The organism is Roseinatronobacter bogoriensis DSM 18756, from assembly GCF_004366635.1.
Classification (GTDB): Bacteria; Pseudomonadota; Alphaproteobacteria; order Rhodobacterales; family Rhodobacteraceae; genus Roseinatronobacter; species Roseinatronobacter bogoriensis.
The window spans coordinates 1-25,088 of record NZ_SORN01000011.1 but is presented as its reverse complement, the minus strand read 5'-3'; the positions used below and the strand labels follow the sequence as shown (position 1 = coordinate 25,088).

General features: G+C 62.5%; 28 protein-coding genes and 1 riboswitch. Of the genes, 15 read left to right on the top strand and 13 right to left on the bottom strand.

The window, feature by feature from the left end; genetic code table 11:
- Window positions 1-44 precede the first annotated feature (44 nt).
- The 5 genes from EV660_RS16720 to EV660_RS16700 form a co-directional block, all read right to left on the bottom strand.
- The gene (locus EV660_RS16720) at window positions 45-2,081 is read right to left on the bottom strand and encodes a TonB-dependent receptor domain-containing protein (RefSeq protein WP_168800677.1); all 2,037 of its coding nucleotides are present in this window, start codon (window positions 2,079-2,081) and stop codon (window positions 45-47) included.
- A 133-nt stretch (window positions 2,082-2,214) separates the two neighbouring features.
- Complete coding sequence (locus EV660_RS16715) at window positions 2,215-3,003, bottom strand: heme ABC transporter ATP-binding protein (protein WP_071480169.1); 789 nt, start codon at window positions 3,001-3,003, stop codon at window positions 2,215-2,217.
- 6 nt (window positions 3,004-3,009) lie between these two features.
- Window positions 3,010-4,104, bottom strand: coding sequence for a FecCD family ABC transporter permease (locus EV660_RS16710; protein WP_071480170.1), 1,095 nt, complete (start codon window positions 4,102-4,104; stop codon window positions 3,010-3,012).
- A 4-nt stretch (window positions 4,105-4,108) separates the two neighbouring features.
- On the bottom strand, window positions 4,109-4,948 hold the full coding sequence (locus tag EV660_RS16705) for a heme/hemin ABC transporter substrate-binding protein (RefSeq protein ID WP_071480171.1): 840 nt from the start codon (window positions 4,946-4,948) through the stop codon (window positions 4,109-4,111).
- A 3-nt stretch (window positions 4,949-4,951) separates the two neighbouring features.
- A complete protein-coding gene (locus tag EV660_RS16700; RefSeq protein WP_071480172.1) occupies window positions 4,952-5,986 on the bottom strand; it encodes a hemin-degrading factor in 1,035 nt (344 codons plus the stop codon).
- A gap of 167 nt (window positions 5,987-6,153) precedes the next feature.
- Here EV660_RS16700 and EV660_RS16695 point away from each other — a divergent pair, with 167 nt between their 5' ends.
- The 14 genes from EV660_RS16695 (at window position 6,154) to tolA (ending at window position 17,144) form a co-directional block, all read left to right on the top strand.
- Window positions 6,154-6,570, top strand: coding sequence for a hypothetical protein (locus EV660_RS16695; RefSeq protein ID WP_071480173.1), 417 nt, complete (start codon window positions 6,154-6,156; stop codon window positions 6,568-6,570).
- The gene (locus EV660_RS16690; protein WP_071480174.1) at window positions 6,567-7,238 is read left to right on the top strand and encodes a MotA/TolQ/ExbB proton channel family protein; all 672 of its coding nucleotides are present in this window, start codon (window positions 6,567-6,569) and stop codon (window positions 7,236-7,238) included. The genes EV660_RS16695 and EV660_RS16690 overlap by 4 nt, the downstream gene beginning before the upstream one ends.
- A gap of 37 nt (window positions 7,239-7,275) precedes the next feature.
- Entirely contained in the window at window positions 7,276-7,617 is a 342-nt protein-coding gene (locus EV660_RS16685; RefSeq protein ID WP_071481975.1) for a biopolymer transporter ExbD, read from the top strand.
- A complete protein-coding gene (locus EV660_RS16680; protein ID WP_311638491.1) occupies window positions 7,614-8,000 on the top strand; it encodes an ExbD/TolR family protein in 387 nt (128 codons plus the stop codon). The genes EV660_RS16685 and EV660_RS16680 overlap by 4 nt, the downstream gene beginning before the upstream one ends.
- A complete protein-coding gene (locus EV660_RS16675; protein ID WP_084634782.1) occupies window positions 7,997-8,998 on the top strand; it encodes a TonB family protein in 1,002 nt (333 codons plus the stop codon). The genes EV660_RS16680 and EV660_RS16675 overlap by 4 nt, the downstream gene beginning before the upstream one ends.
- Window positions 8,999-9,401: 403 nt before the next feature.
- A riboswitch (cobalamin riboswitch) is annotated at window positions 9,402-9,612 on the top strand.
- A gap of 131 nt (window positions 9,613-9,743) precedes the next feature.
- Window positions 9,744-11,669: a TonB-dependent receptor plug domain-containing protein gene (locus EV660_RS16670; RefSeq protein ID WP_071480175.1), complete on the top strand. Its 1,926-nt coding sequence runs from the start codon at window positions 9,744-9,746 to the stop codon at window positions 11,667-11,669.
- 37 nt (window positions 11,670-11,706) lie between these two features.
- On the top strand, window positions 11,707-12,474 hold the full coding sequence (locus tag EV660_RS16665; protein WP_232727384.1) for an ABC transporter substrate-binding protein: 768 nt from the start codon (window positions 11,707-11,709) through the stop codon (window positions 12,472-12,474).
- 4 nt (window positions 12,475-12,478) lie between these two features.
- Window positions 12,479-13,468, top strand: a complete 990-nt coding sequence (locus tag EV660_RS16660; RefSeq protein ID WP_071480177.1) for a FecCD family ABC transporter permease — start codon at window positions 12,479-12,481, stop codon at window positions 13,466-13,468.
- Entirely contained in the window at window positions 13,465-14,223 is a 759-nt protein-coding gene (locus EV660_RS16655; protein ID WP_071480178.1) for an ABC transporter ATP-binding protein, read from the top strand. The genes EV660_RS16660 and EV660_RS16655 overlap by 4 nt, the downstream gene beginning before the upstream one ends.
- A complete protein-coding gene (locus EV660_RS16650) occupies window positions 14,220-14,918 on the top strand; it encodes an adenosylcobinamide amidohydrolase (RefSeq protein ID WP_071480179.1) in 699 nt (232 codons plus the stop codon). The genes EV660_RS16655 and EV660_RS16650 overlap by 4 nt, the downstream gene beginning before the upstream one ends.
- Before the next feature lie 4 nt (window positions 14,919-14,922).
- Window positions 14,923-15,552: a MotA/TolQ/ExbB proton channel family protein gene (locus tag EV660_RS16645; RefSeq protein ID WP_071480180.1), complete on the top strand. Its 630-nt coding sequence runs from the start codon at window positions 14,923-14,925 to the stop codon at window positions 15,550-15,552.
- Entirely contained in the window at window positions 15,549-15,935 is a 387-nt protein-coding gene (locus EV660_RS16640) for an ExbD/TolR family protein (RefSeq protein ID WP_071480181.1), read from the top strand. Before EV660_RS16645 ends, EV660_RS16640 begins: the two co-directional genes overlap by 4 nt.
- Before the next feature lie 4 nt (window positions 15,936-15,939).
- Window positions 15,940-16,329 carry an ExbD/TolR family protein gene (locus EV660_RS16635; protein ID WP_071480182.1) on the top strand — a complete coding sequence of 130 codons (390 nt, stop codon included), beginning with the start codon at window positions 15,940-15,942 and terminating at the stop codon, window positions 16,327-16,329.
- Window positions 16,326-17,144: a cell envelope integrity protein TolA gene (gene tolA / locus EV660_RS16630; RefSeq protein ID WP_071480183.1), complete on the top strand. Its 819-nt coding sequence runs from the start codon at window positions 16,326-16,328 to the stop codon at window positions 17,142-17,144. Before EV660_RS16635 ends, tolA begins: the two co-directional genes overlap by 4 nt.
- A 176-nt stretch (window positions 17,145-17,320) precedes the next feature.
- On the opposite strand, the gene EV660_RS16625 is transcribed toward tolA, so the two are convergent.
- Genes EV660_RS16625 through EV660_RS16615 form a run of 3 tightly spaced genes read right to left on the bottom strand, consistent with a single transcriptional unit; the run spans window position 17,321 to window position 19,586 of the window.
- Window positions 17,321-18,139, bottom strand: coding sequence for an ABC transporter substrate-binding protein (locus tag EV660_RS16625; protein ID WP_071481978.1), 819 nt, complete (start codon window positions 18,137-18,139; stop codon window positions 17,321-17,323).
- 23 nt (window positions 18,140-18,162) lie between these two features.
- Window positions 18,163-18,894, bottom strand: coding sequence for an ATP-binding cassette domain-containing protein (locus tag EV660_RS16620; RefSeq protein WP_071481979.1), 732 nt, complete (start codon window positions 18,892-18,894; stop codon window positions 18,163-18,165).
- Window positions 18,891-19,586: an ABC transporter permease gene (locus tag EV660_RS16615; RefSeq protein ID WP_071480185.1), complete on the bottom strand. Its 696-nt coding sequence runs from the start codon at window positions 19,584-19,586 to the stop codon at window positions 18,891-18,893. The genes EV660_RS16620 and EV660_RS16615 overlap by 4 nt, the downstream gene beginning before the upstream one ends.
- 86 nt (window positions 19,587-19,672) lie before the next feature.
- Here EV660_RS16615 and EV660_RS16610 point away from each other — a divergent pair, with 86 nt between their 5' ends.
- Window positions 19,673-20,599 (top strand): helix-turn-helix transcriptional regulator, encoded by a 927-nt coding sequence (locus EV660_RS16610; RefSeq protein ID WP_084634786.1) that lies wholly within the window; start codon window positions 19,673-19,675, stop codon window positions 20,597-20,599.
- A 465-nt stretch (window positions 20,600-21,064) separates the two neighbouring features.
- Here the strand turns inward: EV660_RS16610 and EV660_RS16605 are convergent, their stop codons facing one another.
- The 5 genes from EV660_RS16605 to rfbC form a co-directional block, all read right to left on the bottom strand.
- Window positions 21,065-21,340 carry a hypothetical protein gene (locus EV660_RS16605; RefSeq protein ID WP_134047599.1) on the bottom strand — a complete coding sequence of 92 codons (276 nt, stop codon included), beginning with the start codon at window positions 21,338-21,340 and terminating at the stop codon, window positions 21,065-21,067.
- 323 nt (window positions 21,341-21,663) lie between these two features.
- Window positions 21,664-22,542, bottom strand: coding sequence for a glucose-1-phosphate thymidylyltransferase RfbA (gene rfbA / locus EV660_RS16600; protein WP_071480187.1), 879 nt, complete (start codon window positions 22,540-22,542; stop codon window positions 21,664-21,666).
- Window positions 22,539-23,387 carry a dTDP-4-dehydrorhamnose reductase gene (gene rfbD, locus EV660_RS16595; protein ID WP_071480188.1) on the bottom strand — a complete coding sequence of 283 codons (849 nt, stop codon included), beginning with the start codon at window positions 23,385-23,387 and terminating at the stop codon, window positions 22,539-22,541. Before rfbD ends, rfbA begins: the two co-directional genes overlap by 4 nt.
- Window positions 23,384-24,427 carry a dTDP-glucose 4,6-dehydratase gene (gene rfbB, locus EV660_RS16590; protein ID WP_071480189.1) on the bottom strand — a complete coding sequence of 348 codons (1,044 nt, stop codon included), beginning with the start codon at window positions 24,425-24,427 and terminating at the stop codon, window positions 23,384-23,386. The genes rfbD and rfbB overlap by 4 nt, the downstream gene beginning before the upstream one ends.
- A 3-nt stretch (window positions 24,428-24,430) precedes the next feature.
- A complete protein-coding gene (gene rfbC / locus EV660_RS16585) occupies window positions 24,431-24,985 on the bottom strand; it encodes a dTDP-4-dehydrorhamnose 3,5-epimerase (RefSeq protein ID WP_071480190.1) in 555 nt (184 codons plus the stop codon).
- Between the last annotated feature and the right edge of the window lie 103 nt (window positions 24,986-25,088).

The following is a 25,088-nucleotide window of genomic DNA, read 5'->3' as shown; positions in this document are numbered from 1 at the left end:
CTGCCATTTTCCTGCCTGCTGTCCTGCCTCCCTTGGAGGGAAGTTTACCAGTTGAACTGCCTGCCCACAGTCAACCGGACATCGCGCCCCCGACGGGGTTCGTTATTGGCAAGTCCGCCGTTCAGGATGTTGCGATATTGCTTGTCCAGAACGTTGTTGACGGCAAGCTGCACCTCCAGCCCCGCCATCGCGCCCTGATCCGGTCGCCAGGTCAGGAACAGGTCATTGACACCGTAACCGGGGAAATCATCGCCATTGGCGCGTGTGGCATTGCGCACGAATGTCCCGCGCCAGCCATAATCCAGCGTCTGATCGAATGCCCGTCCGCCAAGCTCCAGCACCAGTTCATCCGCCGGGGTCGAGTTCAGCCGGTCGCCGCTTGAGGTATCCGTCCCGAGGATGCGCGAATAGGCGATTTTGCCGAAGGCCTGCTCTGCATCATATCCGCCTTCCAGCTCGATCCCGCGAATATGTGCACGCGCGACATTGACATAAGACGGCACACCCGCGCCGAGCGAGCGCTCAATCTTGTCAGTGATCCGGTTAGAGAAGGCCGTGAGTTTCAGGTCCAGGCTGTCCCCTGAAGTGAACAGATCTCGATCACTATACGACACCCCGGCCTCGACCGTGCGGGCGCGTTCAGCGCGCAGATCTGGCGAGATCAGACCACCTTGGAAGCCTTGATTGAAAAGCTCGTCCAGCGATGGGGCACGTTCAGTCTGCGCGAGCGATCCGAACACGGCCCAGTTTTCATTCAGCCTGTAGTGCAGCGCCAGAGAGGCTGCTCGCACCGTATTGCTACGCGCGGCAGCACCTGTCAGCGCGGTTACTTCTGAAGAAGGGGTAAGCGACACACGGTCTGCGCGCAGACCCAGAACGGCTGTCAGGCGGTCATCCCAGATGAATTCGTTTTGCAGGAATGCGCCGATACGGCGATCCGTGCCTTCCGGATGGGTCAGGCGCGGGCCGCTCACTGCGGTCTGGTGGGTGCGTTCCTGTCGTGATCCCTCGATGCCCAGTGTCAGGTAGTTTTCCCAGCCATCGCCTTGAATCAGTGCGCGGTTTTGCGCGCGCAAGCCCAAGGTACGGTAACCATAGACAGAGTCCTGAAACAGCGAGTCCGGGATGGGCGCTGTTGCGTTTTTCTGCTCGACCCGCGTGCGCGAGAAGGTCAGTTGCACCTTTGCGTCCAGTAGCGGGTTAGCACCGGCCGGATTGGCCCAGGTGATCTGCGCCGTCTCATCGCGCACCTTGCGGTCGATCAGTCCAAAGACATCCGCACCGATGTCGGCAGAGTAATTGGCGTCATCCTCGTCGCTGTGCCAGCGCGTCAGCGAGAAACTGAGGGTCTGTTCGCGGCCCTCGCCAAAGCGGAATGTGCCTTTCACCAGACCCGAGGTCGAAGACATGCCCGACCCTGTGACCCGCGTGCCGTCCCCTGAACGGTAATCTCCTTCCTTACGGTGGCTTAGCGCGGCGAGGATTTCGAACCCCTCGCCAAAACGCTGCGCCAGAATGACCGATCCGAGCGCGCCCGCGCCATTGGTATTGCCACCCGCTTTCAGGCGCAGGGCCGTATTGCTGCCGTCGTGCAGGAAGTCGGCGGCGTCCTTGGTCTCGAACGCCACGACCCCGCCAAGTGCGCCCGATCCGTAAAGTGCCGACGATGCCGGGCCACGCAGCACCTCGACGCGGCGATAAAGTTCCGGCTCGCCGAAGAACTGGCCCATCCGGTATTGCTGCGAAAATTTCTGCACCCCATCGACCGAGACAATCACCCGGTTCTGATCCGACGCATCCGCCGAGCCGATCCCGCGAATGTTGAAGCTCTGTCCCGTCATGCGGTCGCCACCAAAGGCTGTAGCGCCGGGAACGGTGCGCAACAGATCGCCGGGCTTGGCGGCCTGTTCGCGGTCGATATCTTCCTGCTCCAGTGTGCTGACCGCCTGCGGCGTGTCAATCGCAACCCGTGCACGGCCAAAGCCTAGGACAATCCGGCCAAGAAAAGACGTGGCCTGCAGGTTTTCGGCTGGTTGCGCGAATGTGGGTAAGGGCGCCAGCAGGAGCGCAGTTGTAGACATAGCGGCAAGAAGGCGCGCGCGGCGCCTGTTCGGTCGTGTCATCGGTATCCCCTTTGAGTGGTCTCTGGCTGGCGATACCGCTGGCGTAATGGTGACTGCGCTACTAAAGCGTAGTAAAAGAGTCAAGTATACATCAGGCCATTTCTGCCGCCTGTGGCAGAATATAGGTCGCGCCTTGCGCGGGCGGGCTGGAGACGCGCAACCGGCAGCCATAGGCGCGCGACAGGTTCTGGTCGGTCAGCACCTCCTGCACCGTGCCCTGCGCCAACACGCGCCCGTCCAGCATCAGCACCACACGGTCGGCAAACATCGCTGTCAGGTTCAGATCATGCATGACGGCGATAACTCCGCCGCCGTCCTGCGCGAAACGCCGCGCCAGTTGCATGACCTGCAACTGATGACCGATATCGAGCGCCGCGACCGGCTCATCCAGAAACAGCCAGCGGGGCGTGCCGTCCTGCACCGGCTCCCAGACCTGCAACAACACGCGGGCAAGCTGCGCGCGGGCCTGTTCGCCGCCCGAAAGCTCCTGGAAGAACCGCCCGCCATAGCCCGCCAGCCCCACGCGCTCCAGCGCGCGGGTCGGCAGTTGTGCTGCATCGGGCCGCAGCGCGATGCGCCCGGTCAGGCCAAGCCGCACCACCTCAAGCACCGTGAAGGGAAAGGCGAGCACACTTGCTTGCGGCAGAACCGCGCGGCGTTCGGCCAGCGCATGGGGGGGCAGGGCGTGCATATCCTGCCTGTCCAGTGTCACCGACCCACGACAGGCCAGATCGCCGGTGATCGCGCGCAAAAGCGTGGTCTTGCCTGACCCGTTCGGCCCGACGATGACTGTCATCGCACCGGGTTCTGCCTTTAGCCCCGCCCCATGCAGCACCTGTTTGCGCCCCAAGGTGACGGAAATATCGCATGCCTCCAGCATCAATCCTCACATATCCACGATGCCGCGACGGCGCAGCAAAATCCACAGAAAGACCGGCCCGCCCAGCACAGCCGTCACGATCCCGATGGGCAATTCCGCAGGGGCGATGATCAGCCGCGAGATGATGTCGGCGAGCAGCAGAAGCCCCGCGCCCAGCAGCGCCGCCGCAGGCAGCAGAAAGCGATGATCCGGCCCCATGACCAGCCGCAACAGATGCGGCACGACAATGCCAATAAACCCGATCCCCCCCGACACAGCCACTGCCGCGCCGGTGGCGGCTGCGACCGTCAGAATAGCCAGATTCTTCATCCGCTGCACGGCAATGCCCAGATGCGCAGCAGCGCCTTCGCCCAGGGCCAGACCATTGAGCGCCCGCGCAAGCATCGGCGCGACTAGCAGCGCCAGCACCATGATGGGGGCCGCAGCGGCCAGTTTCGCCCAGCTTGCCCCGGCCAGAGAGCCCAACCCCCAGAAGGTCAGATCGCGCAATTGCTGATCGTCCGCGATATAGACCAGAATCCCCGTCAGCGCGCCCGACAACGCCCCCAGCGCAATGCCTGCAAGCAGCATCGTCGCCACCGATGTGCGCCCCGCACGGGTTGACACGCGATAGAGGATCAGCGTTGTCGCCCAGCCGCCGAAGAATGCAGCCAGAGGGACCAGATGCATCCCCGCGACCGCCAGAATCGCAGGCGGCAGGAACGCGCCCAGCACGATTGCAAGGACCGCGCCAAGGCCCGCACCCGCACCGACGCCGACGATGCCCGGATCGGCCAGCGGGTTGCGAAACAACCCCTGCATCACCGCGCCCGAGACTGCGAGCGACGCGCCGACCAGCATCCCGGTCAGCAAGCGCGGCAGGCGGATGTCAAAAAGCACAACGCGGTCGCGCACACTCAGCACCTCACCCGATAACCATTTCACCAGCACATCACCCAGCGACACGCCTGCAGCGCCCGTGCCAAGCGAGGCGATGGCCGCCAGCATCACGAAAACCACCAGCGCGAGAATAGTCAGGCGGGCGCGGCCTGAGCGGTCGCCTGTCACGCGGTCAGCCGTCGCGCCCCGTCCCGCGCTGCGCCCCCAGGGCAAGGCCACCATAACCTCAGCCCCCTTTGTGCTGATCAGGGTAAAGCGCGCGGTGCAAATCTTGCGCGGCTTGCGCTGTACGCGGGCCAAACCCCAGAAGGTAAATCCCATTCATGCGGATAACCGCCCCGGTTTCCGCCGCAGGGGTTAGCCCCAGCGCCGGATGCGCCAGAATTTCCGCGTCCGAGATTGCATGATCCCCGCCGCGATCCATCATCAGAATCACATCGGGCGCGGCAGCGGTGATCGCCTCGTCACTCAGCAGCCGATAGCCCGCGAAATCGTCAAAGGCATTGGCGCCGCCCGCCAGTTCGATCATGGTGCTAGCCCCTGTGTCGCGTCCGGCCGCATTGATCCGCCCGCCCTGCGCCGAGAGGACGAACATCACGCGTTTGGGGGCGCTTACTGCCTCGGCCTCGGTGCGAAGAGCTGCGAATTCGCCCTCCAGCTGCGCGACAAGCGCTTCGCCCTGTGCGCCTGCGTCAAGATGCCCTGCGATGGTCATCACCCGCTCCAGCACAGCCGCAGGGCTCGGATCATCCGTGATCTGCACGAAGGGCACGGACGCCGCCTGCATGATCTGCACGGTTTCCGCAGGCCCCGCCCCCTCTGATGCAAGGATCAGATCAGGGTCGAGCGCCAGAAGCCCCTCGGGCGAAAGCGCGCGCATATAGCCGACATCGGGCAACTCCTCGACTTCAGGCGGGAAACTGGCCGTCGTGTCGCGTCCGACAAGGCGGTGTTCCTGCCCCAGCGCATAGATGATTTCGGCCAGGCCCCCGCCCACAACGACAACGCGGTCCTGCGCAGCGAGCGGGGATGCGAGCAGCGCGAGCGCAAGTGTTGCACGCAGCATGGCTTACGCTCCTGCCTTGCGGGGAAGGCGCTCAATCAGGGCGCGGAAAGCCGATGTGTCGGGGTCACGTTTGCCGAAAATCTGCACGATCAGCGCGCCTTGCGCATCGAAGGCCTCGATCGAATGGGCCATGCCGTCGCGGATCGGTTTGACCACATGCCAGACTTCGGCAATATGGTCGGCGCGCAGATGCAGGTTGAAACGTGGGTCCAGCACATTGATCCATGGGCCCATCGGTGCAATGCGCGTGACAGGGCCGCCATGGATCTGGATGCAGCCCTGATTGCCTACAAAAATCATTAGCGGGATTTGCTGATCGGCGCTGGCATGCAGGAGTTTCGTGACGGTATCGGCCGGTAACTCGAACGCCCAGGGCGCGCCCGCCACACGGTATGCGCCCAGCCGGTTCATCTTCAGCTTCGAGACCATGCGCAGGAACTGATGCGTGTCGGTCATCTCGCCCCATTCGCGGCGCAGCGCCTCGGCATTGTCGGCGCGCAGTTTCGCGGCCTCGACAGGCGCGCGGGGCGTCAATGTGATCGTGTCGGATTGCTCAAGCAGGCGCAGATCGCGGACGAGGGTTTCAAACGCAGCACGATCCGAGGCATCGGTCAGAAACACCTTATGGACTGCATCGCCCGCCGCATCGAAGACCTGCACCGAGGGGCGCGGGCCGTCCACAAGCGCGAAACCATGCACCCAATGTTTGGGGAACATGCGCAGATCAATCTCCGCCCCCAGCACCATCGCGGCATGGTTGCCTGAGTGGTAGTCCTCGTATGTGCCTGTGCGCTCATGCACGCAGGATGCATTGCGTGTCAGCGCCATCACCTCGCCCAAGGTCTGTATCGCGGGGAACAGCCGGTCCAGCCCGGCATCAATGCGCAAAACCTGCGCGCCATCGACATGGGCGGCGATCAGCGCGGCCTCGGTCACGCCAAGGCTCTCGGCCAGATCACGGGCGCGGGTCTTGGGGTTTTCGGCGCGGGCATTGCGCAGATCAGCGGGGGACAGGGGGACGAGGGTATCCAGAGACATCAGTGGGCTCCTGAAACTGTTGAGGGTCAGGCGCGTATCTGGCTTTGGCTGGATGGCGCGTGAAGCGGGTCGCGCTTCATTCTTGACAGATTTACTAAGACAATGTTAACGCAACTGCAAGCAGAAATTCTGCCCTGCCAGCCAATGCGCCAGCCTTTCCCAAAAATATGAACCTGAAAGGCAGCTTCTTCATGCGCGTGTTTGCATTTTGTCTTGGATTGGGCCTGTCGCCTGCATTGTCCGAGACGCTTTCGATCCGGCTGGATCAGGCCAATCCGGGCGCGGATCAATGCCAGTTGGTCTTTGTGCTGGAAAACGGGTTTTCGACGGAATTCGAAAGCCTGCAGGCCGAAGTCGTGCTTCTGAGCCCCGAGTCGCGCGTGCTGCGCTTGAGCCTGCTGGATTTCCAGTCGCTCCCTGCAAATGGCATGCGCGTGCGCAGTTTCAATCTGGCGGGGCTGGACTGCGCCGATATCGGGCGTGTCTTGTTCAACGCGATGGGTCCATGCACGCCCCTTGAGGCCCGCGCCTGCACGGCCGCGCTGGAGGTGGGCAGCGCAACCGATATCGAGGTACTGAAATGACCGATCTTCTAGATGCCGTGCGGGATTTTCTTGCGCTGGGCGGCCCAGTCGTCGCTATCTTGCTGGCCATGTCCGTGCTCGCGCTGGCGCTGGTGCTGGTCAAACTCTGGCAATTCCAGCGCGCAGGCGTGGGCGATCATGGCGGGTTGATCGCAGCGCTCGATCAGGCCGATCGCGGCGCGACGCAAGCGGCGCTGCGCCAGGTCGGGCAGGCGCGCAGCCATCTGGCCCCGCTGGCCGTGCTGGCACTGAATGCCACCGGCGACACAGATGCCCTGCGCGCGCGGCTGACGGGGCTGGCGGAAGAGGCCATCGCGCGGCTGCAATCAGGCTTTCGCCTGCTCGATTCCATCGCGCAGGTGGCCCCGCTTCTGGGGCTGTTCGGCACGGTCCTGGGCATGATCACGGCCTTTCAGGCCCTGCAAGAGGCCGGCGCGAATGTTGACCCTTCGGCGCTGGCGGGCGGCATCTGGGTCGCACTTCTGACAACTGCGGTTGGACTGGGGGTCGCCATGCCTGCTGCACTGGTGCTGACATGGTTCGAATCCCGCGTCGCGCGAGAGGCCCGGCTGGCGATGCAGATCGTCGATGTGGCGCTCTGCCGGGGGCTGGCGCAGGATACCTGCCCGATGGAGGCGCGCACGGGCGCGACGCTGGCTCATGCCTGAGCGACTGGCGCTTTCCATCAGGCGCAGGCGGCTGTCGATGACCTCGCTCATCGATGTGATCTTCCTTCTTTTGCTGTTCTTCATGCTGTCCTCGACCTTCGCGCGGCAGGGCGAATTGCCGCTCGATCTGGCGATGGGCGGGGCCGCCAGCGCGCCGGAAACACCGCCCGCCTTCGTGCAACTGCGCGAGGACGGGTTGCGGCTGGATGCGGTGCCCACCACGGCGGATGAGCTGCGCGCGAGCCTTGCTGCACGGGGCGAAGGGCTGGTGTTGCTTGCACTGGGCGAAGATGTTAGCGCGCAGGCTTTCGCCGAAGTCCTGCATCTGCTGCAAGGCTTACGCGGCTGGCGGCTGGCCGTGCTGGGGCCTGCCCCATGATGCGCGCGCTGACCCAAGCCCCCCGCCCGCGCGGCGAGCCGACGATTGCGCTGATCAATATCGTCTTCCTGATGCTGATCTTCTTTCTGATCGCAGGCAGCCTCGCGCCGCGCCCGGAGACCGATGTGGCGCTGGTCTCGTTGGCCGGGATCACGACCGAACCGCCCTCGGACGCGCTGGTGATGCTGGCCGATGGCGGCCTGCGCCATGCGGGCGCCGGGCTTTCGCGCGAGGACGCGCTGGCGCGCTTCGGGGATGCCCCGCGCCTGCGCCTGTTGCCCGACCGCGACGCGCCTGCGGGCGAACTCGTCGCGCTGGCGCAAGCCCTGCGCGCGGCGGGTGTGGCGGAGCTGGTGATCGTGACCGAAAGGGGGCTGGAATGACCGCAACTGCGCTTTTGCGCGCCTGTCCGCAACGCAATGGCTGCCCGCTGGTCAGCCCGCGCGACCTGCGGCGGCTGGACCTTGCGCCGCGCGTGAAAACCCTTGCGCTGGCGGCGGGCGCGTCCGTGCTGTTGCATCTGGGCGCGATGGCGGCCCTCGCCCCGCGCGAGGCAGCGTTGATCGCAGGCGGCGGCGAAGATGCCCCCGCAGCGCTTGGCACCAGCTTCGCGGATTTCGCCGAAGGCGTGCTGTCCCCGTCAGAGGCAGAGCCGCTGGATATGGAGCAGGCCGCGACAACCCCTCCTGTCCCACCAGCACAAGCGCTGACACCCCACCCCCCGCAGCCGGAACAAGCGGCGCTGGTCGCGCCCATGGCCCCGGATCAAAGCGCGGCCCTTCTGCCTGCAATGCCAGAGTCGCCGGAGACCAGCAGCCCCCCGGAACGCGCCCCGAGAACAGCCTCGGAACCAACGGCCCGGACAGCGCCGCCCGAGATCATCGCGGCAGCTCCGTCACAGACCATCAGCCCGGACACAAGCCCGTCCGAGCTGGCCCCCGCCACCAGCCGTACCCCGCCCGCGCGACCGGATCGTGCAGCCCCGCCGCAACCGACGCGGCAAGCCCGCGCCCCGCAGGGCAATGCGGCACAGACTGCCGCGCGCGGCAGTCAGCAAGGCAGCGATGGACAGTCCACCAGTCAGGCCCCGGCACGCGCGCAAGCCAGCGCGCAGGGCAACGCGGCTGCATCCAACTATCCCGGCGAGGTCTTGCGCCGTATCCAGCGCACGCGTCAGGCCCGCAGCCCGGCGCGCGGGCAGGTGCTCGTCGTCTTCACCGTCGGGAATAATGGTAACCTTGCATCAGCCTCTGTCGCGCGCACTTCCGGGCATTCCGGGCTGGATCAAGCCGCACTTGACCACATCCGCCGCGCGGCACCATTCCCGCCGCCACCGACAGGCGCACAACGTCAATTCAGTTTCGAATTCGTCGGGCGGTGAGACGGATCGAGCATATCTTGATCCGTCCATTCTGTTGCGTAAAGACCCTATTGATCCGGATGGTCAGTTTGCACCTGACGGATCACTTGTGATGAGAAGCGGTCCTTTCCAAATCGCCCAGCCTGCCGCTTGCATGTCGTTTTCCAACTGCGACGCACGGGCGACCCGAGCATTTCGCCGCGCCCAGAACAGATGCTTAGAACAAAGCCCAGCATGCACTCTCATCGGCATCCCCCGAAAGGTGGCTATGGCATGTTGTCACATGCAACGAACAATCCCGCCGAATTACGGCGCCCCCACTCCGATCTGTCGCAGCAGGCGTTCTGAGAGCGTATATGACAAGGAGCATGTCTTGCGAATAAACCCTGAAGATTTGCCGTATTGCAGAATCTGTTTCATCTGGTTAGCAGGGTGGTGCTTTGGTCTGGATGCGTTTGCATCTGGTAATAGGGAACGAGGTGCGCCGCCTGTAAAAGGGCAGCAAATCCTTGACTGCCCCCGCAACTGTAGGCGGCGAGCGATGTCGGCATATGCCACTGTGACTTACGTCATGGGAAGGCCCGGCAGAGCAATGACCCGCAAGTCAGGAGACCTGCCAAGGCGTTCACCCTATCCCGGCGCGGGTGGCGTTGCGGGTAACGGTTCGTCCGTAGCGGTGACATCCCTCGCCGTCTGCGGTGCGTTTGCATCCGTCAGACAAGACTTCTGATCCCGGCCTGTAGATGGCCGCAAAAGGGTGTTGCAGATGCAAGACACAATTCTGAGGCTATGCGCCTCGACCGCGCTGGTGGGCGTATTGGCTCTTCCCGCCACAGCGCAGCAGATCATCAATCTGGAAGAGATCACGTTTTCGGCGAATCTGACGGAAACCGAAATTCGGCGCGCGGGCGCGTCCGTCACCGTGCTGGACCGAGACCAGATTGAACAAAGCGGCACAAGCCGTCTGAGCGATCTTCTCGCCACCTTGCCCGGTGTGAGCATTGTTACTGCCGGTGGGGTCGGCGCGCCTGCCAGTATTCGACTGCGTGGTGCGGGTGGCCAATATGTAGCGGTCTATGTCGACGGGATCAGGATAGATGATCCGACCGGCACATCTGTCAGCACTGACCTCGGGCAGATTTCGCTGCAAGATGTCGATCGGTTGGAATTGCTGCGCGGATCGCAATCCGCACTGTATGGCGGGTCCGCCGTTGCGGGGGTGATCAATATCTCTACGCGCCGCGCTCAGGAAGACGGGCTGCGGCAAAGCGCTTTCATTGAAGGGGGCAGCTTCAACACGCGCGCTGCGGGATATGGCTTGACCTATCGCGACGACCGGCTCGAAGCAGCCCTGTCGTTCTCGCATTTCAGAACGCGCGGGTTCACCGCATACGAGGGGATCAGAGGCACAGAGGCATTCTCACCAGACGCTGCGCCGGATGGGTATGAGGCCACGAGACTGTCCTTTTCTGGGAAATATCAGGTGAATGATGTGTTTACATTGGGGTGGTCGGGCTTTTTCCAGCATTCTCGAAGTGAATATGATCCCTTCGACCTGAATACATTTACTTTCCTTTCCGATGGCGATGCCGCGGCCCGCTGGCAGCAAGGCGGGCTACGCGTCACAGGGGCATTCGATCTTGGAGATGTTGAGCACACGCTTGGCGCGGGGGTGTTCGATATCCAACGTACGGTCACCCAACTTGGCGAAAGGGTCAACCGTTTTGACGGGCGCAGATACAGTCTGGACTATACCGGGCTCACGCAACTCAGCCCTGATCTGGCCTTGGGCTGGGGCACGGATTTCTCGCGCGAGACTGCGAAATCCGACTCCATCCCCGACGGGCGCGCCACGTCTACGCTGGGCGCTTATGGGCAGGTTTTGTGGTCGCCAACCGATGCGCTTGATATTTCAGCAAATGCAAGGATCGACCGGCATTCAAGTTTCGGCAATTTCGTGACAGGGCGGCTGAGCATGGCCTATCAGGCTTCGGACGCGGTTACGCTGCGTGGCGCTGTGGCGCGTGGCTTTCGCGCGCCAGCGCTTGACGAACTCTTCGGCGATTATCCAGATTCTGAATTTATCGGCAATCCTGAGCTGACGCCCGAGCGCAGCAACAGTGCCGAGATTGGTGCCGATTATCGGGCGGCCTCGGGCCTTGCGCTCTCGGCGACCGTGTTCTGGCTGAACACCCAAAACCGTATCGGTTATGATGGTTGTGAGCTTACTGATCCAGAAAATGGAGACTTCAGTTGTTTTGGAGACACCCTTAACACGCTAAACAATTTCTCTGGCACATCGCGGCGGCGCGGTGTGGAGCTGTCGGCTGATGTGCCTGTGACGGAGCTGCTTTCCCTGTCAGCGAATTACACCTATACCAATGCGCGCAATCCTGATGAGAGCCGGATATCCGGGGTCGCGCGCCATACCGCCAATCTGGCCGTCAACGGTCAGATCCAAGATGATTGGCGCTATACGCTTTCCCTGCAGCATGTTGCGGGCAGACCTACGGAAAGAGAGACGGTTTGGGAAGATTACACAGTGGCCAATGCAGCAGTCAGATATCGTGTGACAGATGCCACTGACCTCTATCTGCGCGTCGACAACCTGTTCGACCGCAATTACCAAGTAAATCCGGGTTACAAGACCTCCGGCCGGGCCTTTTACATTGGCGTTGCGTCGCGCTTCTAATGCCCTGGCCACAGCCCTTGTCCTCTGGGCAGGGGCCGTGGCTGCGGGACCACCTGAAAGGGTGGTCTCGATCAATCTGTGCACCGATCAACTGGCAATGATGCTGGCAGCCCCCGGCCAGCTCATCTCGATCTCGCGGATTTCGCATGATCCGAATGTGTCGGTCATGCTGGAACAAGCGCTGGAGTATCCGATCAATCACGGGCAGGGTGAGGAAGTCTTTCGGCTCGCTCCTGATCTTGTGCTGGCCGGCGCGTTCACCTCGCCCTATACAGTCGGGTTGCTGCGCCGCCTGGGGGTTGAGGTCGCGCAACTGCCCATCGTCAACACGCTGGACGCCATCCCCGAGAACCTTCGCGAAGTAGGTCGCCTGCTGGGTCGTGAGGCGGCCGCAGAAGCTGTGATCGCGCAATTCGAAGCGGATCTGGCGGCGCTGCGTGTCTTGCGCGACCATGTTCCGCGTGCAGCGCTGCATTACGCGAATAATTACACCTCGGGCGAAAATTCGCTGGCGCATGAAATCCTGACCGCCGCGGGCTTCACCAATATCGCCGCAGAGGCCGGTCTGTCAGGTGGCGGCACGCTGGCGATGGAGCGGCTGATTATGCTGATGCCTGATCTTGTAATTTCGGGCCAGTCCTATCCGGGGGCCTCGCGCTCGGAGGAGGTGCTGCGCCATCCGGCAATGGAAGCGCTGCGCACCCGGCACGCAAGCCATGCGCTGGCCGATGCCGAATGGGTCTGCGGCACACCTGCGGTACTGCGCGCCATTGCGCGGCTCGCGGCCTTGCATGAGGGGGGCTAGAAAAATGTCGCGCGCGCTTTGGGTCGGCTTGGGGGCATTGGTCGCGGTTCTTTTCGCCGCATCCTTACTAATCGGCCCGGCGGGGCTGGCGCCGGTGCAGGCGCTTTCAGCGCTGGTCTGGGGTGATGCTTTGGCCGAGACATTGGTGATGCGCGAAATCCGCTTGCCGCGCGCGATCCTTGCGATGCTGGTCGGCGCGGCGCTGGGGTTGGCAGGGGCGGCGATGCAGGGCTATCTGCGCAATCCGCTGGCCGAACCGGGCCTGATCGGGGTATCGGGTTCAGCGGCCCTGGGCGCGGTGCTGGCGCTCCAGACAGGGCTTGCCGCAGCGCATGTTCTGGCGCTGCCGTTTGCGGCCTTGGGCGGGGCCGTGATTGCAGTGCTTGTGATTCTGGCGCTGGCAGGACCGCGCGGCGGGTCGATCACACTGATCCTTGCGGGTATCGCTGTCTCGGCGCTGGCGGGGGCGCTGACCTCGCTGGTGCTGAACCTGTCGCCCAACCCTTTTGCGGCGTCCGAAATCGTGTTCTGGATGATGGGATCGCTGCAAGACCGTTCGATGACGCATGTCTGGCTGTCTGCCCCTTTCATTGCGCTTGGGGCCGTGGTGTTGCTGGCGCAGGGTCGCAAGTTCGATGCGCTGACATTGGGCGAGGATACGGCTGCCAGCATGGGCGTTCATCTGGGGCGTTTGCGTTTGGCACTTGTGATGGGCGTGGCTTCCATGGTTGGTGCCGCAACCGCCGTGGCCGGGGCGATCGGTTTTGTCGGGCTGGTGGTGCCGCATCTCTTGCGCCCGCTTGTGGGCGCGCGCCCCTCGGCGCTGTTGCCTGCCTCGGCGCTGGGCGGGGCCGTGCTGGTGCTGATGGCAGATATTGCAGTGCGGGTCATCCTGCCCACGCGTGATCTGAAACTGGGTGTGCTGACCGCCATTGTCGGCGCGCCTTTGTTCCTGCATCTGATCTACAAGACACGCAGACAGGGACAGTTATGAGCGGGTTGGTGTTGACAGATTTCAGCGTGGCGCACGGCCCCTGTGATGTGCTGCGCGACATTTCGTTGTCGGTGGGGCCGGGGGAATGTGTGGGGTTGCTTGGCCCGAATGGTGCAGGCAAGACGACCTTGATGCGCGCCGCACTTGGCCTGATGGCGCATCGCGGGCAGTCCTCGATATCTGCCATGCCGCTGTCATTACGCGCAAAAACTGTCGCATGGCTGCCGCAAACACGAGAGATTGCCTGGCCCGTCACTGTCGAAAACCTGATCGCGCTGGGGCGCCTGCCACATCTGGCACCGGGCGGGACACCGGGGGACGCGGACAAAGCGGCGATTGACAGCGCCATTGCCCGCATGGGGCTGGAGGGGTTCCGCACCCGCATTGCCACCCAACTTTCTGGCGGGGAACAGGCGCGGGTGTTGATTGCGCGCGCATTGGCACAGGCGACACCTGTTCTGATGGTCGATGAACCTGCGGCAGGGCTGGATCCGGCGCATCAGATCACCTTGATGCAGACACTCGCGCGTGAGGCGGACCGGGGGCGTGCGATCATCGCCTCGATACATGATCTTGGGCTTGCGGCGCGATTCTGCACGCGGCTTGTGGTGCTCTGGCGTGGTGGCATTGTCGCAGATGGTCCGCCCCTGTCCGTCCTGACACCTGACCTGCTGGCCGAAGTCTTTCATATCCGCGCGCATATCGCGCAGACCGAGGATGGCGTGATCGTGCAGCCTTTGGGGCTGGTGTCATGAGGGTCAGTTTGCAGCAACCCTGGCTGGAGTTTGATCTTGGGCAGGTCATGCAGGTTTTGAGCTGGGCCCCCCATGGCGCAGGATATACCCGCGCGCGCCATATTCTGTGGCGGCAGGTGCGCAATTCCGACTTGCCGCCTGATCTGGATGTCACCGAATGGTTGACGAAAGAACTACGCGCGCGCCACGCGCTCGATACCGTGTGTATGCTGACCTCGCGCGATGTGACCCACCACCACATTGCGCAAGCACAGGTCGAAGGGGTTCACGTGCAGGCAGTCGCCACTGTCGGCTTGTCAAATGCTGAACGCGTCGGACACCGTGTTGACCGATCTGACCGTGACTGGAACAGGGATCTGGCCGAAGCGTTGCGCGCACCGGGCTATGGGACGATCAACATCGCGTTGTGCATAGATATGCCCCTGTCGCAAATTGGGCTTCTGGAGGCGCTGAGCATAGCGACAGAGGCCCGCACCACCGCCATTCTGGAGGCGGAGCATTGGCTGCCGGATAGCTCAGGGCACGCGACAGGGACAGGAACGGATTGCATTGCCGTCGCCGCACCCGAGGGTGAGGTTGCCTATGCCGGGCTGCATACGGCGCTTGGGCATGCAGTAGGCGAGGCGGTCCTGCAATCTGTTAGTGATGGCGCACGCGACTGGCAGGCCAGTATCGGACGGCTGAGCGGAGGGTAGAGATATGGATATGACAGCCATTCTGGATTTTCTAACGCGCGGCGGGCCAGCGCTTTGGGTCATTGCCGCCCTGTCGGTGCTGACCACTGCCTTGATCCTGTGGAAGTTCTGGGATCTGGTGCGGCTGGGGGCATGGTCGCGCGGTCCCTCTGAACATGCTGTCGCGGATTGGATCGCGGGGCAACCCGCAGCCGCACAAGCGCGGCTGGCCGCACGCAACGGGCTGCGCGCCCGCGTCACGCGCCGCGCCATGGAAACCCGGCATGACGCCGCGATGCCGGACACTGCCGCCCGCGAGGAAACCCAGCGCGTGGGCAAGATGGCGCTGATGCAGGCCCGGCGCGGCTTGCGCGCGCTGGAACTGATTGCCACGATTGCCCCGCTGATCGGGCTGCTTGGCACGGTTCTGGGCATGATCGAGGCGTTTCAGGCACTTCAGGCTGCAGGCAACCGCGCTGATCCTGCGGCACTGGCAGGCGGTATATGGCAGGCCCTTCTGACGACCGCAGCGGGTATGGCTGTAGCCATTCCAGCGGCCATGGCGCTTAGTTGGTTCGAAAGCATCTGCGATCGGGTGCAGGCTGATATGGAAGACCTTGCAACGCGCATCTTTATAACGCCGAGGGGGGGATGATGTTTCATTTCGCTGCCCCACGGCCTGCGCGCCGCCCAAGCCTGACCCCGATGATTGATGTGGTCTTTCTACTGCTCGTCTTCTTCATGCTGGCCGCGCGGTTCGGACAGGATATAGGCTTGGCCCTCGCGCCTGCTATGGGTGGGACTGCCCCCTATGAAGGCCCGCCGCGGCTGGTCGAATTCGACGCCCGCAGCGTCTGGTTGAACGGGGTGGAGACTGGGCTGGAAGCTGTCCCGGATGCACTTCGTCCACTTATGCCAGAAGCGGATGCCATCGTCATCCTGCGCCCGCGCGAAGGGGCCAGCGTGCAGGATCTGACACGTATCAGTGAAACCTTGCAGGACGCAGGGATCGCGCAGCTTGTAGTGATGGAGCCGTAAGGTGATGAATTTTGCGCCCCTTCCTCCCCGCAAGCCGATCCGCGAAAGTGTGGTTCCCATGATCAATGTGGTCTTTCTACTGCTGATCTTTTTCCTGATGAGCGCACAGATCGCCCCACCTGATCCGGTTACGATCACCCCACCGATGGCGCAACATGCCGACCAGCCGCTTGCCGCTGGCGAAAGGGTGGCATGGCTGGATGCGCAAGGCGTGCTTTATGCCCAAGGCGTAACAGGGGCCGAGGCGCTGTCCCTCCTGTCTGCCGATCCCGGCCCGCTGATCCTGCGCGCCGATGCGGCCATGCCTGCTGCCCTCTTTGCCCGCGTGTTGCAGGATCTGGGCGCTGCGGGGCTGGAAGATGTGACACTTGTTGCCGTTGCAGGCGCGCCATGAAGCCCGCGCTGGAATTTCTGGGTTTCTCCTCGGTCGCGCTGATGGCTCATCTGGCCGTATTCGCAGCAACAGCGCCTGATGGGGTCGCGTCAGGCGGGGATGGGGGCAGCAATGAGGTCAGCATACCCGCCCCCCTTGGGGCCGCAAATGCGGAACTGACGGCGATGGTGCGCGCATGGGAGCGGCCTGTGACCCTGTCCGAGCCCACGCCGCCGATGACTGCGCCACAACTGGGCGATCCGCCACCTGAATTGCCAGCCGCCACGCCGTCAGAGCAGCAATTACCGCACCTGTCCTCGCCACGCGAAAGCCCCTCTGCGCCCCCGACTATTCCAGAGGTCGCGCGTGATGTTCCCCCGCTTTTTGCCAGGCCTGAAGGCAGCCCCACCACGCGCCCCCGCCAAAGGCCCGACCGCGCACATGCTGCCCAGACGCGGCAAGCACCTCAGGCAGCGGCCCCGCGCGGACAGCAAGCAGCCGGACAAGGCAATCAGGGACAACGCGGTGCAGGTCAGGCGCAGGCGCAGAGCGGCAGTACAAACAGCGCCAGCCTGCTTGCTGAATGGGGCGGCCAAATCCGCTCGGCCATCCAGCGCCAGCAACGCAGCCCCGGAAGCCGGGCGACCGGAACGGTGCTTCTGCATCTGCAACTGCGCGCTGATGGGCAGCTTTTGAGTGTCAGCCTCGCACAGGGTTCCGGCAATGCCGCGCTGGATCGCGTGGCCCTTCAGGCTGTGCAACGCGCGCGGTTCCCGCGCGCCCCAGAGGGTGTGAATGGCACTCATCATTTCAACCTGCCGCTCAGCTATCGATAGAGGTGCCCGAAGCAATTGTATCGCGCGTTTCAGATTTGTTCTGACCCAATGTTCCGAAACGTTGCAAACACACGCCAACGCTTGGCATTGCCTGTCGCCACACGCGCGCGCTCAAGCCTGCATCTGCCAGCCGCACGAAAACAGCATCACGTCCTGCGCGATGGCTGTAGCCCACATCATTGGCTGGCCGCGCTGGGGAAGAAGAGCTGTTCACCACCCACAGTGAAGCTGGAAATCGCGGCCTGCCCGTCGTCCGAGATGATCCAGTCGATGAAAGCCTGCCCTTGTTCGGCCTTCACATGGCTGTGGCGTTCGGGGTTCACAAGAATGATGCCATAGGTGTTGAACAGCACTTCATCACCCTCAAAGACAATCTCCAGATCGCCACGGTTCTCGAAGCTCAGCCATGTGCCGCGATCGGTCAGCGCATATGCGGGCACTTGTGCGGCGGTGTTCAGCGTTGCCCCCATGCCCGAACCGGTGGACAGATACCAGGTGCCCGAAGGTTCCACCCCGGCGGCGGTCCAGAGGTTCATTTCGGCCACATGCGTGCCGCTGTCATCGCCACGCGAGGCGAAAGAGGCTTCTGCACCGGCAATGGCGGCCATGGCGCTCGCGGCGTCCGAAGCATCCCGCAACCCTGCCGGATCATCATTCGGGCCGACGATGACGAAATCATTATACATCACGTTGAAGCGCTGCACGCCGTAGCCATCGGACACGAAGGCCTCTTCCTGCGCGCGGGCATGGACGCAGACTACATCGGCATCGCCGCGCCGACCTGTCTCCAGCGCCTGGCCCGTGCCCTGCGAGACGACGCGCACTTCAATGCCGGTTTCTTCCTGAAACATTGGCAGGATATGCCCGAACAGGCCCGAATTTTCGGTCGAGGTGGTCGAGGCCACCGTGATAAACTCCTGCGCACTCGCGGGTAAAGCTGCAATCAGCGCAAGCCCGGATGCGGCGGAGGGGATAATACGGCGCGTGTGGATCATGGTTTGGTCACTCCCTGTTGTCATTACCAGATCAGATCGCCCGCGAGGAATGCGCGGGCTTCGGGGGTTTGGGGCCCCGCGAAGAACTCGGCGGCGGGTCGGTGTTCGATCAGCCTGCCGCGATGGAGGAAGGCCACTTGTTCGCCCAGACGCCGGGCTTGCCCCAGATTATGGGTGGTCATCACGATGGTGATGCCTTCGCTGGAGAATTGCGCGACCATCTCTTCGATGATTTTCGTGGCCGATGGGTCGAGCGCGGAGGATGGCTCGTCGAGAAACAGCACTTGCGGGCGCATCGCCCAGGCGCGGGCCAGCGCAAGGCGCTGTTGCTCGCCGCCCGACAGCAGGCGTGCAGGGCGTTCGGCCAGGGCGTTCAGCCCGAAACGGTCGAGCGTGCGGGCGACAGTCTCGCGGCGCACGGCGCGGGGCAGACCTTCCAGCGCCAGCGGATAGTCGAGATTGGCCGCGACCGAGCGGCGCAGCAGGACCGGGCGCTGGAACACCATTGCCTGCGCTTCGGCCCGGCCTTCGCCACTGGCCCAGAGGCGGCGGCCCGTTGTAGGGTCGATCAGCCCGTGGCATAGGCGCAGGAACAGGCTTTTGCCTGCGCCATTCGCCCCCATCACGATCAGCCGCCGCCCGGTTTCTATCCGCAGGGTGATATCCGACAGCAGCGGCTTGCCCGCGACTGCATAGCCCATGCCATCGAGCGCGAGCGGCAGGATCGAGGCCGGGGAATCGCGCACGGGTTTCATCCCAGCCGCCCCCGCGCCCATTGTCCCGCGCCCCATGCAGCGGCGTTCAGCGTCAGGGTCAGCGTCAGCAGGATGATCCCCAGCGCCACAGCCAGACCCAACTGGCCGCGCGCGGTTTCCAGCGTGATCGCGGTGGTCATGGTGCGGGTGTGGCCTGCGATATTGCCGCCCACGATCAGGACAGCGCCCACCTCGGCACTGGCACGGCCAAAACCTGCCAGCACACCGGTCAGCAGCGAGACGCGCCCGTCCCAGAGAAGCGTCGGCACCGCGCGCAGGCGGCCCGCACCGAGCGACAAAAGCTGTTCACGATACTCGGCCCAAAGATCCTCAACCACGGACCGGGTCAGCGAGATGACGATGGGCAGGATCAGCAGCGTCTGCGCGATGATCATGGCCGTGGGTGTGAACAAGAGCGCGAGCGATCCGAATGGCCCCGAACGCGACAGCATCAGGTAGACGATCAGCCCTGCGACCACGGGCGGCAAGCCCATCAATGCGTTGAACACTACGATCACCGCCCCGCGCCCCGCAAACCGCGCGAGCGCCAGTGCCGCGCCCAGGGGCAGGCCAACCGCACAGGCGATCAGAACGGCGGTGAGCGTGACGCGCAATGACAGCCCGATGATCTGCATCAGGGCGGGATCGCCGCTGGCGATCAGGCGGAAGGCGATTACGAATGGTCCGTCCATCGAGAATCCTTACATAAAGCTATAGAAAAAAATCAGAAAACAAAGTAGAATTCAAACATGTAAATCTCGCATAGGAATGCATAAAAATGCAGCAATCTCAGACGGAATTGACTTCTGATGCCGCTGAATCGGCTGTCAACTCGCCCCTGATGACCACGGGAGAGGTCGCCGATTACCTGCGCGTCAAGGAGCGCACGATCTATGAGATGGTTGCGCGCCAGACGATCCCGTTCAGCCGCGCCACGGGCAAACTGTTGTTCCCGCGCAGACTGGTCGATGCCTGGCTGGAAGCGCAGACCGAACTGCCCGAGGCAGGCATCGCGCCCGCCCCGCCGATCTATGCAGGCTCGAATGATCCGCTTCTGGAATGGGCGCTGCGCCAGTCGGGCAGCGGGCTGGCCGTGCTGGCGCGCGGGTCGGTGCAGGGGCTGGAGGATCTGGCCGCCGGGCGCGCGGTGCTGGCCGGGTGCCACTTGCTTGACCCCAAGACGGGCGACTGGAACCGCACCGCAGTGCGCTCGCATCTGCCCGGCACCAGCCATGTCCTGATCCACTGGGCGCGCCGGACGCAGGGGCTGATCACGGCGGCAGGCAATCCGCAGGGCATTGCCGATCTGAAGGACGCAGCGCAGCGCGGCCTGCGCTTTGCCACGCGCGCGGGAGGCGCCGGCTCGACCCGGCTGTTCGAGGCGCTGCTCGCGCGCGAGGGGCTGAGCCTTGTCGATCTGACCACAGTCGACCGTCCGGCAGAAACCCATGCCGACCTCGCCACATTGATCGAGACCGGTGAGGCGGATTGCGGCCTTGGCCTGCAAGCTGTCGCGGGTCATCTCGGCTTCATCCCGCTTGTGACTGATGAAAGCTTCGATCTGGCCATGACCCGGCGCGACTATTTTGAACAGCCCGTCCAGACCTTGCTGACCTTCGCCCGCTCTGACAGCTTCACCCGCCGCGCCGCGCATCTGGGGGGGTATGATCTCACCGACCTCGGCTGCGTTCTCTGGAACGGCTGAGGCATAGCAGAAGACCGCGTATGATCCGATTGCCCTTGCTTCACTTGCCGCCCTTTGCCTTTGCCTGCCTGCACAAGCCCAGACCCGCCCTGTGGCAGGCGGTGACAATCGGGCCGGTGCCTTCCGGGACAGTTCCGAGACGGAGAAAAAGAAGCGAAAGATGGCAACAGAATTGATGCCCACATGATACGCGAAACAATATAACCGGGTGGATTAGATCTCGGTAATAATGCCGGGGTCAATTCTGCGTGGCAAAGCTGAGTGTCTGCTCACAGTCTGTCATGCGGCGCGTCACGCGCTTCGATACTGTCATAACCCCCATGATCCCGGCCACCCAAAGAGCCAATGTGCCACGATGCGCTTGCCAGAACGGGCACAACCGGAAAAGGGCACGTTGCCTTATTGCGGGATTGCGGGCTTCGTGCGGTCTGGCGCAGTCATTGAACGCGACCCGCGCCTTTGGGGTCAGCAGATCGGCGCAATCGCGCAGACCGCCAGATTGGTGCTTAACCAGGACCGTTGCCCCCCCCCCTTTGCCTCCCGCGAGAGCCGTCGCATCTGGGCGCGCAGCGTGTCATTGGCGCCGATCAGGTTGCGGTCATGCTGGCGATACAGCATATGCGCATCGGGCAGCTTCAACACTCTGTCCCCGGCGCCTGTGATAAACTGATCGGCGCACCAGTCATGGGCAACGAGAATGCGCCCTGTGACCTGCAACCGGCGGGGAGCAGCAATCAGCATCTGTTGTAGCAGGTGGCGATCAGCCCCCCGGACTGTTTTCTGATCCGCTTCACTCAGTCAGCAAGAAAAGATTGCTCATTGATCGGTGTCCTTACAGAGCGTGGATCACGCCGCAAGATTGAAATCAATGGGTCCTGAGCCTAGAAAAACAGGTGTCTTCCGCTCTTGATCAGAGTTTCCGGTATAAGCAGGGTTGTTCTGGCGCAACACTTGGCTGGTGCATGATAGCTCTTTCTGCCTCAGTCGTCAGGCATTGTCCGATCTCGGCTGCGCCAGCTTTGTCATTTCTAACAACACAGCACAGACCGCCCCGCGCACCGCTGTCATGGGGTTTTATAAAGGGCCGCGAGACTGTGCCCATAAGCGTTCTTGCCGAACTGTTTAGCGCGGGCTGTTAACTGTGCCGCTGTGATCCAACCTGTTTTGAACGCGATCTCGTCCGGGGAACCAATCAGCAAGCCCTGTCGCAACTCAAGCGTGCGTACGAAGTTGCCAGCGTCTAGCAAGCTTTCATGCGTACCTGTATCTAGCCAGGCATAACCGCGGCCCATTGTTTCCACTGAAAGCGTGCCCTCGGCCAGATACATCTCTAACAGGCTGACGATCTCCAACTCTCCCCGCGCAGAGGGGCTGATCTCGCGCGCTTTCTGGGGGGCTGTGGCGTCCAGGCAATACAGTCCCGTGACAGCGTAATGCGATGGTGCAACGACAGGCTTTTCGATGATCGCGCGCACATTGCCTTGATTGTCAAAATCCACCACACCGTAGCGTTCCGGATCTGCCACGCGGTAGCCAAAGACTGTGCCTCCATTGGGTTTCGCATCGGCGCGTGCGAGCATCTGGGGCAGGCCATGGCCGAAGAAGATATTATCGCCCAGAACCATCAATGACGGGCTGCCCGCAAGGAAATCTTCCGCCAGTACATAAGCCTGTGCCAGCCCCTCGGGCTTTGGCTGGATGATCCAGGTAAAGCTCAGGCCCCATTGGCTGCCATCGCCCATAAGACGCTGGAACTGCACTTGATCTTCGGGCGTGGTGATGATTGCAATCTCACGTATACCTGCCAGCATCAGCGCAGAAAGTGGATAATAGATCATCGGCTTGTCATAGACTGGCAAAAGCTGCTTGCTGACCCCCATCGTGATCGGCCAAAGCCGCGTGCCTGACCCGCCTGCCAGAATAATGCCTTTGCGCTGTGTCATGCTTTGCCTTTCAATTCCGCAATGACGTCTCTCAAATCGGCATGCCAGTCTGGCTGCGCCAGTCCGAACCGCGCCAATGTCGCGCAATCCATTCGTGAATTCAGCGGTCGTTGCGCAGGTGTTGGAAACTCAGTGCTTGGAATATCTTCAATCTGGCAATCAAGCCCCGCTATGGCCATGATCGCGCGGGCGAACCCTGCCCAGCTGGTCGCAGGTGCCCCCGAAAAATGATAGATCCCTGAAAGGTCAGGATGTTCCTGCAATTTTTCGGCTATCGTCAGGCAGGCGTGCGCAATCGCCCGGGCCGAGGTTGGCCCGCCAATCTGGTCGGCCACCACGCGCAAGGTATCGCGGTCGGTCCCAAGCCGCAGCATGGTTTTGACAAAATTATTGCCATGTGCGGAAAACACCCAGGATGTACGCAAGATCGCATGCGCACCGCCCGCGGCCCGCACTCCCATTTCCCCCGCCAGCTTCGAGCGACCATAGGCCCCAAGCGGAGCAGTCGGCTGGTCAGGGGTAAAGGGCTGTTCGCCAGACCCGTCAAATACATAATCGGTCGAGATATGAACCAAAGGAACGCCCAGTTCCGTGCAGGCTTGCGCCATACTCGCAGGGGCTGTGCCGTTGATCGTGGTGGCAAGTGCTTCTTCGTCTTCGGCCTTGTCTACCGCTGTATAAGCGGCCGCATTGATCACCGCGCGGGGTGCATGGGCGCGGATCGCGTCCATACAGGCATCAGGGTCTGACAAGTCGGCCTGATCGCGGCCAAGGAACATTGCATCGGGGCTAAGCCGTGCCAATTCCTGCGCGACCTGACCGCTTTGGCCGAACACCAAAATCACGCGCGCACCCCCAATCTTTCACCAACGCCGTCACGCGATTGCAACGCGCGCCACCAGCCCTCATTGGCCAGATACCATTCGACTGTGCGCCGCAAGCCTTCTTCAACAGTGACCGACGGACGCCAGCCCAACTCGTCACGGATGCGGGTCGGGTCGATCGCATAGCGTGCATCATGGCCCGGTCGGTCGGTCACGAACGTGATCTGATCGGCATAGCTGCCCTGATCCTTGGGGCGCAGATCATCCAGAATGGCGCAAAGCGTGCGCACCAGATCCAGATTGCTGCGCTCATTCTCGCCGCCGATATTGTAGCTGCGCCCAAGCGTGCCTTTTTCCAGCACCAAAAGCAGCGCATCCGCGTGATCTTCGACATAAAGCCAGTCGCGCACATTGGACCCATCGCCATAGATTGGCAGCGGTTTTCCGGCCAGCGCGTTCAGGATCACTACCGGGATCAGCTTTTCAGGAAAGTGGTATGGCCCGTAATTGTTGGAACAATTCGTCATCACCACTGGCAGGCCATAAGTGTGGTGCCAGGCTTGAACCAGATGGTCACTGGCTGCCTTGCTGGCCGAATAGGGTGAGCGCGGATCATAAGGCGTTTCTTCCGTGAACTGCCCTGTTGCGCCCAGCGAACCGAATACCTCATCGGTGCTGATATGATGAAAGCGGAAACTCTCTGGGCGGCCCTTGGCCTGCCAATAGGCGCGTGCGGCTTCGAGCAGCTCATAGGTGCCGGCCACATTGGTCGAGATGAAATCCCCAGGCCCGTCGATGGAGCGATCAACATGGCTTTCGGCGGCCAGATGCATCACCGCGTCAGGTTGATGCCTGTCAAAGATGCGCGTCAGGGCTGCGCGATCACGGATATCGGCCTGCTCGAAGGCGTATAGCGGGTGATCGGCCACAGAGGCCACATTCTCCAGACAGGCCGCATAGGTCAGCGCATCCAGATTGACCACGCTATGCCCGCGCGCCACAGCCAGCCGCACCACTGCCGAGCCGATAAACCCGGCCCCGCCTGTCACCAGAAGTTTCATGCACTATCCTTCAAACTGAAACGGTGTCTCGAAATCTGCAAATGAAGGGGCTTGTGCATCCTTGTCAGACAAGACGGGGGCATCCGTGCCCCAATCAATGCCGCATGAATTCCATGCCAGCCCGCCATCGCAATCAGGTGCATAGATATCAGTGCATTTATACTGTACTTCGCAATCCTCGGTCAGGGTCAGGAAAGCATGCAGGAACCCTTTGGGCACATAAAGCTGCGCGCCTGTCTCGGCCGATAACTCCACAGCGACGTGCTGGCCATATGTCGGCGAGCCTTTGCGCGCATCTACCGCTACATCCAGAATTACGCCGCGCGAACAGCGCACCAACTTGTCCTGCGCGTGCGGCGGGCGTTGGTAGTGCAAACCCCGCAATGTGTGACGTGGGGCTGAGAAGCTGTGATTGTCCTGAACGAAATCGGGCCAGTTCAGCCCCGCGCTCGCAAGGGCCTGCTTATTCCAAGTTTCGCTGAACCAACCGCGTGTATCTCCAAAGCGACGAGGGTTGACCAAGACAGGCCCGGATATTTCAAAAGTTTGAATACGCATTCTTGATTTAGGAAAACTTTCATAAAAATGGTTCCGTAGCGGAAACCGTATAACCTAAGGAAAGCGATGACAAGAACCCTTTCAAGTTGCCTGACCCGACCTT

Coding starts and splice junctions, on each gene's coding strand:
- rfbB (WP_071480189.1), bottom strand. CDS start 24,427: ATGAAACTTCTGGTGACAGGCGGGGCCGGGTTTATCGGCTCGGCAGTG.
- EV660_RS16610 (WP_084634786.1), top strand. CDS start 19,673: ATGCAGCAATCTCAGACGGAATTGACTTCTGATGCCGCTGAATCGGCT.
- EV660_RS16620 (WP_071481979.1), bottom strand. CDS start 18,894: ATGAAACCCGTGCGCGATTCCCCGGCCTCGATCCTGCCGCTCGCGCTC.
- EV660_RS16715 (WP_071480169.1), bottom strand. CDS start 3,003: ATGCTGGAGGCATGCGATATTTCCGTCACCTTGGGGCGCAAACAGGTG.
- EV660_RS16705 (WP_071480171.1), bottom strand. CDS start 4,948: ATGCTGCGTGCAACACTTGCGCTCGCGCTGCTCGCATCCCCGCTCGCT.
- EV660_RS16720 (WP_168800677.1), bottom strand. CDS start 2,081: ATGTCTACAACTGCGCTCCTGCTGGCGCCCTTACCCACATTCGCGCAA.
- rfbA (WP_071480187.1), bottom strand. CDS start 22,542: ATGACACAGCGCAAAGGCATTATTCTGGCAGGCGGGTCAGGCACGCGG.
- EV660_RS16695 (WP_071480173.1), top strand. CDS start 6,154: ATGAACCTGAAAGGCAGCTTCTTCATGCGCGTGTTTGCATTTTGTCTT.
- EV660_RS16640 (WP_071480181.1), top strand. CDS start 15,549: ATGATGTTTCATTTCGCTGCCCCACGGCCTGCGCGCCGCCCAAGCCTG.
- EV660_RS16710 (WP_071480170.1), bottom strand. CDS start 4,104: ATGGTGGCCTTGCCCTGGGGGCGCAGCGCGGGACGGGGCGCGACGGCT.
- EV660_RS16645 (WP_071480180.1), top strand. CDS start 14,923: ATGGATATGACAGCCATTCTGGATTTTCTAACGCGCGGCGGGCCAGCG.
- EV660_RS16635 (WP_071480182.1), top strand. CDS start 15,940: ATGAATTTTGCGCCCCTTCCTCCCCGCAAGCCGATCCGCGAAAGTGTG.
- EV660_RS16670 (WP_071480175.1), top strand. CDS start 9,744: ATGCAAGACACAATTCTGAGGCTATGCGCCTCGACCGCGCTGGTGGGC.
- EV660_RS16690 (WP_071480174.1), top strand. CDS start 6,567: ATGACCGATCTTCTAGATGCCGTGCGGGATTTTCTTGCGCTGGGCGGC.
- EV660_RS16675 (WP_084634782.1), top strand. CDS start 7,997: ATGACCGCAACTGCGCTTTTGCGCGCCTGTCCGCAACGCAATGGCTGC.
- EV660_RS16650 (WP_071480179.1), top strand. CDS start 14,220: ATGAGGGTCAGTTTGCAGCAACCCTGGCTGGAGTTTGATCTTGGGCAG.
- EV660_RS16655 (WP_071480178.1), top strand. CDS start 13,465: ATGAGCGGGTTGGTGTTGACAGATTTCAGCGTGGCGCACGGCCCCTGT.
- EV660_RS16625 (WP_071481978.1), bottom strand. CDS start 18,139: ATGATCCACACGCGCCGTATTATCCCCTCCGCCGCATCCGGGCTTGCG.
- EV660_RS16685 (WP_071481975.1), top strand. CDS start 7,276: ATGACCTCGCTCATCGATGTGATCTTCCTTCTTTTGCTGTTCTTCATG.
- EV660_RS16660 (WP_071480177.1), top strand. CDS start 12,479: ATGTCGCGCGCGCTTTGGGTCGGCTTGGGGGCATTGGTCGCGGTTCTT.
- rfbC (WP_071480190.1), bottom strand. CDS start 24,985: ATGCGTATTCAAACTTTTGAAATATCCGGGCCTGTCTTGGTCAACCCT.
- EV660_RS16605 (WP_134047599.1), bottom strand. CDS start 21,340: ATGCTGATTGCTGCTCCCCGCCGGTTGCAGGTCACAGGGCGCATTCTC.
- EV660_RS16615 (WP_071480185.1), bottom strand. CDS start 19,586: ATGGACGGACCATTCGTAATCGCCTTCCGCCTGATCGCCAGCGGCGAT.
- tolA (WP_071480183.1), top strand. CDS start 16,326: ATGAAGCCCGCGCTGGAATTTCTGGGTTTCTCCTCGGTCGCGCTGATG.
- EV660_RS16680 (WP_311638491.1), top strand. CDS start 7,614: ATGATGCGCGCGCTGACCCAAGCCCCCCGCCCGCGCGGCGAGCCGACG.
- EV660_RS16700 (WP_071480172.1), bottom strand. CDS start 5,986: ATGTCTCTGGATACCCTCGTCCCCCTGTCCCCCGCTGATCTGCGCAAT.